6 protein-coding genes are annotated in these 6650 nt (G+C 58.8%); 1 reads left to right on the forward strand and 5 read right to left on the reverse strand.

The genetic code is table 11. The annotated features are described in order from the left end of the window. Window positions 1–55 precede the first annotated feature (55 nt). Window positions 56–520, forward strand: coding sequence for an anaerobic ribonucleoside-triphosphate reductase-activating protein (gene nrdG, locus L977_RS05775; protein ID WP_047625264.1), 465 nt, complete (start codon window positions 56–58; stop codon window positions 518–520). 32 nt (window positions 521–552) lie between these two features. Here nrdG and L977_RS05780 read toward each other — a convergent pair whose 3' ends face one another. The 5 genes from L977_RS05780 to L977_RS05800 are packed head-to-tail and all read right to left on the reverse strand — an operon-like array spanning window position 553 to window position 6612. After that, window positions 553–2463 (reverse strand): BglG family transcription antiterminator, encoded by a 1911-nt coding sequence (locus tag L977_RS05780; protein ID WP_047625267.1) that lies wholly within the window; start codon window positions 2461–2463, stop codon window positions 553–555. A 19-nt stretch (window positions 2464–2482) separates the two neighbouring features. After that, window positions 2483–3619, reverse strand: a complete 1137-nt coding sequence (locus tag L977_RS05785; protein ID WP_047625269.1) for a lactonase family protein — start codon at window positions 3617–3619, stop codon at window positions 2483–2485. 17 nt (window positions 3620–3636) lie between these two features. Beyond that, the gene (dagF, locus tag L977_RS05790; protein WP_047625271.1) at window positions 3637–4380 is read right to left on the reverse strand and encodes a 2-dehydro-3-deoxy-phosphogluconate aldolase; all 744 of its coding nucleotides are present in this window, start codon (window positions 4378–4380) and stop codon (window positions 3637–3639) included. Further along, window positions 4377–5495 (reverse strand): DgaE family pyridoxal phosphate-dependent ammonia lyase, encoded by a 1119-nt coding sequence (locus L977_RS05795; RefSeq protein ID WP_023338952.1) that lies wholly within the window; start codon window positions 5493–5495, stop codon window positions 4377–4379. Before L977_RS05795 ends, dagF begins: the two co-directional genes overlap by 4 nt. Next, window positions 5479–6612, reverse strand: a complete 1134-nt coding sequence (locus L977_RS05800) for an amidohydrolase/deacetylase family metallohydrolase (RefSeq protein WP_047343867.1) — start codon at window positions 6610–6612, stop codon at window positions 5479–5481. The genes L977_RS05795 and L977_RS05800 overlap by 17 nt, the downstream gene beginning before the upstream one ends. Between the last annotated feature and the right edge of the window lie 38 nt (window positions 6613–6650).

A 6650-nucleotide genomic window follows, 5' to 3' on the forward strand; every position in this document is an offset into this window, starting at 1 on the left:
GTTTTCTCCCTCTCCCTGTGGGAGAGGGCCGGGGTGAGGGCATCAGGTTAACGCTATGAATTATCATCAATACTACCCCGTTGATATCGTCAACGGACCCGGCACCCGCTGCACCCTTTTCGTGTCAGGCTGCGTCCACGAGTGCCCGGGTTGCTATAACAAAAGCACCTGGCGCTTAAATTCCGGTATGCCGTTTACCGCGGAAATGGCAGACCGGATCATTAACGATCTCAACGATACGCGCATCAAACGACAGGGAATTTCGCTCTCCGGCGGCGATCCTCTTCACCCGCAAAACGTGCCGGAGATCCTGAAACTGATAAAACGCATTCGCCACGAGTGCGCAGGAAAGGATATCTGGGTCTGGACGGGTTACAGGCTGGATGAACTGAATGCTGCTCAGATGGAAGTAGTGGAGTTGATTAACGTGCTGGTCGACGGCAAGTTCGTTCAGGATTTAAAAGACCCCGCGCTGATCTGGCGCGGCAGCAGTAACCAGGTTGTGCATCATTTGCGTTAATTAAAAGCGGATATTATTTATCCGCCTTTTTCTCAAAACCGACTCAAACTCTCCATCGCCACCGTTTTAAACTCGGCAAAATCGCCGCAGCTACAGAGCCGCGCCATGGCGCGCTCGCGCAGGAAGGTGACGAAGATATCGTAGATCGCCATCGCCTCTTCATACTCGCTTTTGCTGATGGCGAGCAGGAAAATCACGTGCGCGGTTTCGTCACCCCACGCAATCCCCTGCGGGGCGAGTACGGTGTAGACCACGGTTTTCTGGGCAAGCAGACCGAGGGAGTGCGGAAGCGCAATGCCGTCACCGAGCATGGTGCTGACGATGGCTTCACGTTCAACCACCGACTCCAGAAACGCCGTCCCCACAAACCCCTCCCCTTCAAGCTGTTCGCACAGCTCGCGGAACAGCGTTTGCTGGTCAATCGGCGCGTCGATGATGCGGAAATGGGCGGCGTCGAAGTATTTATCCAGCATCCACGGGCGGGTGCGGTCTACCAGCACCAGCTTGCCAATCTGCTCCAGCTGATAATCAGTCGGAAACGGTGCGATCATCACTACCGGTTTTGCTTTTTCACTGACGCGCGCGGTGGCGATAACAAAGTCCTCGCTGAGCGATTCCACCTGCTCGTACTCGCGCAGCGTGAGCGTGCGCGTGACCTCAATCTGCGGGTATTTACGCTGGAGTACCGCCTCAATCATACGCACCATCGCATTACCGGCGTCACAGACCAGCAGCACGCGCGGCTGGCGCTGGTAGCCAATGTTGTAGTGACGCTCCAGCCCGACGCCAATGTGCAGCACCAGGAAACCAATTTCGTTTTCGCTGATCGCATACGGCGTGTATTTGCCCCAGTTCGATACCGCCGCCAGGGTCATGTCCCAGGCCATCGGGTAGTGCTGCTTGATGTTATCCAGCAGCGGATTGGGGATCATGATTTGATACCGCACGCGGGTGATCATCGTCTTGATGTGCGTGAGCAGATCCGCGTGCAGCTGCGCGTCGCTGAGCAGGTTGTAGTTGTAGTGGGTGTTGATGTAGCGCAGGATGTAGTTCACCAGCGCCTCTTCGTCATCGGCGTTAATGGCGCTTGGGGCGATCTCCTGGATCTGCCGCGCAGCGATGTGCACGCAGAGCCAGTTCTCCTCCGAGGGTGCAAGCGCTTTGCCCGCCAGTTCCTGAATGGCCACGGCAATATCTTTCGCCGCTTCCCGCACGTTCTCCTCCACATCCTCCGCATGGAATTCCGACAGCGGATAGCCTTCGCTGATGCGTCGCACCGATACCGCGCAGTACAGGCGCAGGAACAACTCCCCTTCGTCCGTCAGGCGAATGTGGTGACGCGTCAGCGCGTCGTGCAGCACTGGCACCATCTTTTCCGCCACGCCCGCATTGAGCGCGACGTCCGTCACCAGCGAGTTCAGGCTGTCCTGCTGCGCCAGCTCCCAGAGCAGATCGGTCAGGCAGGCGCGAACCGACATTTCGCTGCCAAACAGCTTCATGCCATGGCGTGGACGGGTTTCCAGCGTCAGGTTATAGCGATGAAAACACTCGCGCACTTCCGCCATGTCGCTTTGCAGCGTGGCGCGGCTGACAAACCACTCGTCCGCAAGGTCCTCCAGCTTAAGCGAAAACGCCGACGTCAGAAAACGCACCACCAGATAATGCACGCGCTCCGCGCCCGTACGGGGAATACGCAGCGCGCGCGGATGGGAGGCCTGGAGCTGCTGATAACGCGCGGCGTCGTCAATTTTAAGCTGATAGCCATTTCCACGGCTCAGAATAAACTGCGCCCCGTGGCTCGCCAGCAGCGCGTTCAGGGCGGTGATGTCAGCACGGACGGTTCGCGTGGAGACCGACAGCCGCTGCGCCAGCTCGTCCTGCGGCAGCGTCTCGTTTTGCAACAGATCGAAAAGTTGCGCTAAACGTTGGTTCGGAAATCGCACGTCGTTGTCCTCTTACGGCTTAGGGTGAAATGACCATCTGGGATGGGCTGCCGACCGGCGTATAGTCTGGCTCGAAGCTCAACTTCCCATCCTGCGCCACGCGAAAACGGGTAATGTTATCGCTGCGCTGGTTCATAACGTACAGCCAGCGTCCTTGTTTATCGAGCGTCAGGGTGCGCGGGTAGTCGCCACGCGTCCACACGTCATCCTGATGCCTCAGCGTGCCTTCTGCTGTTACGGTAAAGTGCCCGATGCTGTTATGCAAACGGTTAGCCACATACAGCTGTTTACCGTCGGCGCTTAACGCCAGCCCGGCAGCAAAACTGGTGCCTTTGTACCCTTTTGGCAGGGCAGAGAGTGTTTTACCCGCTTTCAAGGTGCCGTTGGCATTCACGGTATAATGGGTGAGCGTTGAGGCCTCTTCGTTAATCAGCCACAGGGCATCCCCTTTCGGCGTAAAGACGAAATGGCGAGGTCCGGCCCCTTTCGAGGAGGCGCTGATAAACGGCGGATCGTTGGGGGTCAGCTTTCCGCTTCGATCGTCAAAACGGTACTGATAGATGCGATCTAACCCCAGATCGGTCGAAAACACGTACTTCCCGCTCGGATCGGCGGCGATCATGTGCGCATGAGGACCGTTGTGATCGCTGATAGCAAAACTGCCCTCTACAGCGGCTTCTGGTTTTGCTGCACCAGGTTCGCCCTGATCCTGATGTTTATCCGTGGCATCTCCCAGGCTGCCGTCTGCTTTGACCGGCAAAACGGCAATCGATCCGCTGACGTAGTTGGCCACCAGCAGGTGCTGGCCATTCGGCGTCAGCGAAAGATAAACCGGCCCCGCGCCGCCGGAGGCCACCTGATTCAACTCGCTCAGCTCGCCGTTATCTTCCACCCGCAGCGCCTGCACCACGCCCTGCTCCACTTCGCTTGCCAGATAGAGCGTTTTGCCGTCGTGTGAGACGGCAAACTGCGCGGCGTTCGGCAGTTTGCTCACCAGCGTTTTGTTGCCTAGCGCGCCGGTTTGCGCGTCAACGGTAAAACGGTACAGCCCTTCGCCGTTGGGGTTGTAGGTGCCGACCCAGGCATACTGGGTTTGCGCGACGGCGGCGGTAGCAAGCAAAGAGAGTGAAGCAACAAGCAGGTTACGGGTGTGCATGGTGGCTCCTTTGGGTGTTATGACTTAACCAGTTTCTTCGTCATCTCAAGCAGCGTACGCACATCTTCCGGACGCGTATCACCGCTGGCCTTGTCGATAATCGAGCTATAGATATGCGGGATGATCTTGCTCACGCCCGCGTCGAGGGCGAGCTGCAGGATCGCCTCAAAGTTTTCCAGATCGATCCCACCGGTCGGTTCCAGCCAGAAGTCGTGACGGGCGCAGGCTTCCGCTACCGCCTGGTATTCGTCACGACACTTAAGGCCGCCCATCGGGAAATATTTGATCGAGCTGCCGCCAAAATCTTTCAGCAGGGCAATCGCGGTTTCCACCGGGACGATACCGTCCGGTGCCGTGCTGCTCAGCGGACCGGTGGAAATTTTCACCATACCGACGGTGCCGGTCGGTGAGACCAGACCGTTCACCACAGAGTCGTTCTGCCCCAGCAGCGCGCGGCTGGTCGCCACGCCGGTAAAGACCTGGTTGACGTGCTGCGGCTGTACCTGACGGGAGATTTCACTGACCATCGCCGACTGGTTCGGGTCGCCCGCGCCCAGTCCCACGGAAAGCGCGTTATCAATCAGCGCCGCGTACTCGCGCATATCCGCCACTGCGCTTGCCACGTCCGGGTAATTTTTGGAGAGCACGCCCACCAGCACATGGCCTTCCGCCGCCTCGTAAATGGCGCTGGCATTGGCTTTCGAACCTGCCAGCACGTTCAGGCAGACGCGGTCACGGTAAAAATTGGGGGTCAGTTTCATGCGTTTTTCTCCTGTCCTAACACTTCGCTAATGCGGCGGTACACGATGTTCAGCTGGTCAGCATTTACGCTGCGCACGTCCGCTTCGATAATCCCTTCGTTGGCCTTGTAGCCACGGAAATAGATGGCGTATTCACCCTGCTTGAGCTTATTCACCAGGTCACCGGTGCCCACGCCGGTGGTCGCTTCGTCAAACTTAATCTCAGTGCGGGCGATATCGCGCCCGGCGCTGTCCCAGACTACGCGCGCGGTGACGCCGTTCAGGGTGTTAAGCGCGTCGATAAACGGCGTCATCTTCGCCACCATCTCGGCACCGCTCTCTTTGGTCGCCGTGAGGTAGTGTTCGATGGCGCAGGTCAGGCCGAGAATGCCCTCTTTACCCACCTTCATCGCGCGGCCAATACCTGCCGTCTGGCGTTTCACCCACTCAACGTACTGGGTTTTGCCGATCACCAGCCCGCTGGTTGGCCCTTCGATCGCCTTCGCACCGCTGTAGATCACCAGATCCGCGCCGGAACGGTAGTAAACATGCAGATCTTCTTCCGCTGCGGCATCGACGATCAGCGGCAGATCGTGTTTACGTGCGACTACTGCCGCCTGCTCGACGCTGAGCATGCTTTTCTGCACGCAGTGGTGAGATTTGATATAGAGGATCGCCGCCGTGCGCGGGGTGATCGCCGCCGCCAGCTGATCGGCGGAACATTCGTTGGCATAGCCCGCTTCGACCAGTTTTCCGCCGCCCAGCGCGACCATGGTGCCCACCGGCGCGCCAAAGTTAACGTTGTGGCCTTTCGGCAGGACAATCTCGTTGTTCGCAATCGGGGTCACGTGCAGGTTTTCCAGCAGCCAGTCGCTGTCTTTGACCAGCACTGCCGCTACGGACTGGGCAATGCCCGCCGACGCGCAGGAGACCACCGTCGCGCCCTCCACATCAAGAAGCTTCGCGATGTATTCCCCGGTTTTGTTGACCAGATCCTTCATCTCAAAATAGTGATTCATGCCGTCCATTGCCGCCTGCACCACTTCCGGGCGCGGCGTGGAAACGCCCAGCGCCGTCATGCGGCCCGAGGTGTTGATAACTTGCTTTAAGTGGTACTTCTCATAAATCGAAGGCATGTTCCGTGCTCCCTTGTTCGGTCATGTAGCCCTTGCCCGCGCGGATCGCGGCAAGCGGCACCAGAATATGTTCAGCCTGCAGGCTGTCGTTTTCGGCATCCGTCAGCACCGTTGGCTGGCGTTTAATCGTGAACAGCGTCAGGTCGGCGTCAAGGCCGGGCTGGATGCGGCCTTTACGCGTCAGGCGTAGGCCATCCGCGGCGTTGGCGGTGACGCAGTCAATGACCTGCGGCAAAGACATGCCGATGGCGAGAAACTTCGACATCACGCTTGCAAGCGACCCGACCGGTCCGTTAATCCGGTTACGGCAGTAGATATCCGAGCTGATGGTGTGCGGCAGAATGCCCATCGCGATGGCGCGTTTCGCCACCTCAAAGCTGAAGCTCGCCGTACCGTGCCCCACGTCCAGACGCACGCCGCGCTTCAGGGCGGAGGTGATGGAGGCGCGCAGCTCGCCGGAGGGCGTCAAAATACGGTTGGGTTTGCCGTTGTAGCAGTGGGTGATGATGTCGCCGGAACTGAGCAGTTCGGCAATCTCGTCGAGGTTCGGCGGGTTGTTGCCGATGTGCACCATCAGCGGCAGATCGCCGTTCTCGCTCTGGATGGCTTTCGCGCGCTCCAGTGGCGTAATGCCGTTTTCACCGACCACGCTGCTGCTCATACGCGCTTTCAGGCCGACGATAAAATCAGGGTGGCGTTTTACTGCCTGCTTCACGGCATCGGCATCAATATTCGCCATATTGGCCAGTTCGTTCTGGGCAATCAGCCCGACGCGGGAGATGTTCAGCAGGGCAAACACCTCGGTGGCGGCCTTGCGGGTAATTTCATAGAAATCATCCACGTCATCTGCCCCGGTACTGCCGGCATCCACCACGGTGGTGACGCCCGTGGCAATGCCTACGCTGTCCGGCTCGTCGTGATAAATCGGCGAGTTCGGGTAGCAGTGGACGTGAGAGTCAATCCAGCCTGCGCTGACGAACACATCACCGTTCAGCTCAACCGTTTTACGGGCGGGAGCGTCAATGTCACCCAGCGCGGCGATTTTCCCATCCTGAATGGCGATATCGGTCAGGGTATCGTCGGCGAGGCGCGCGCGGCGCAGGAGTAAATCAAACATGGGGTTCTCCTGATAAGGCGGGCGCCTGAGCGCCCGCG

Source organism: Enterobacter sp. ZOR0014, assembly GCF_000798855.1.
GTDB classification, from domain to species: Bacteria; Pseudomonadota; Gammaproteobacteria; order Enterobacterales; family Enterobacteriaceae; genus Enterobacter; species Enterobacter kobei.

Excerpts from the sequence above, each read along its gene's own strand:
- L977_RS05800 (WP_047343867.1), bottom strand. The coding sequence starts at position 6,612 with ATGTTTGATTTACTCCTGCGCCGCGCGCGCCTCGCCGACGATACCCTG.
- dagF (WP_047625271.1), bottom strand. The coding sequence starts at position 4,380 with ATGAAACTGACCCCCAATTTTTACCGTGACCGCGTCTGCCTGAACGTG.
- nrdG (WP_047625264.1), top strand. The coding sequence starts at position 56 with ATGAATTATCATCAATACTACCCCGTTGATATCGTCAACGGACCCGGC.
- L977_RS05785 (WP_047625269.1), bottom strand. The coding sequence starts at position 3,619 with ATGCACACCCGTAACCTGCTTGTTGCTTCACTCTCTTTGCTTGCTACC.
- L977_RS05795 (WP_023338952.1), bottom strand. The coding sequence starts at position 5,495 with ATGCCTTCGATTTATGAGAAGTACCACTTAAAGCAAGTTATCAACACC.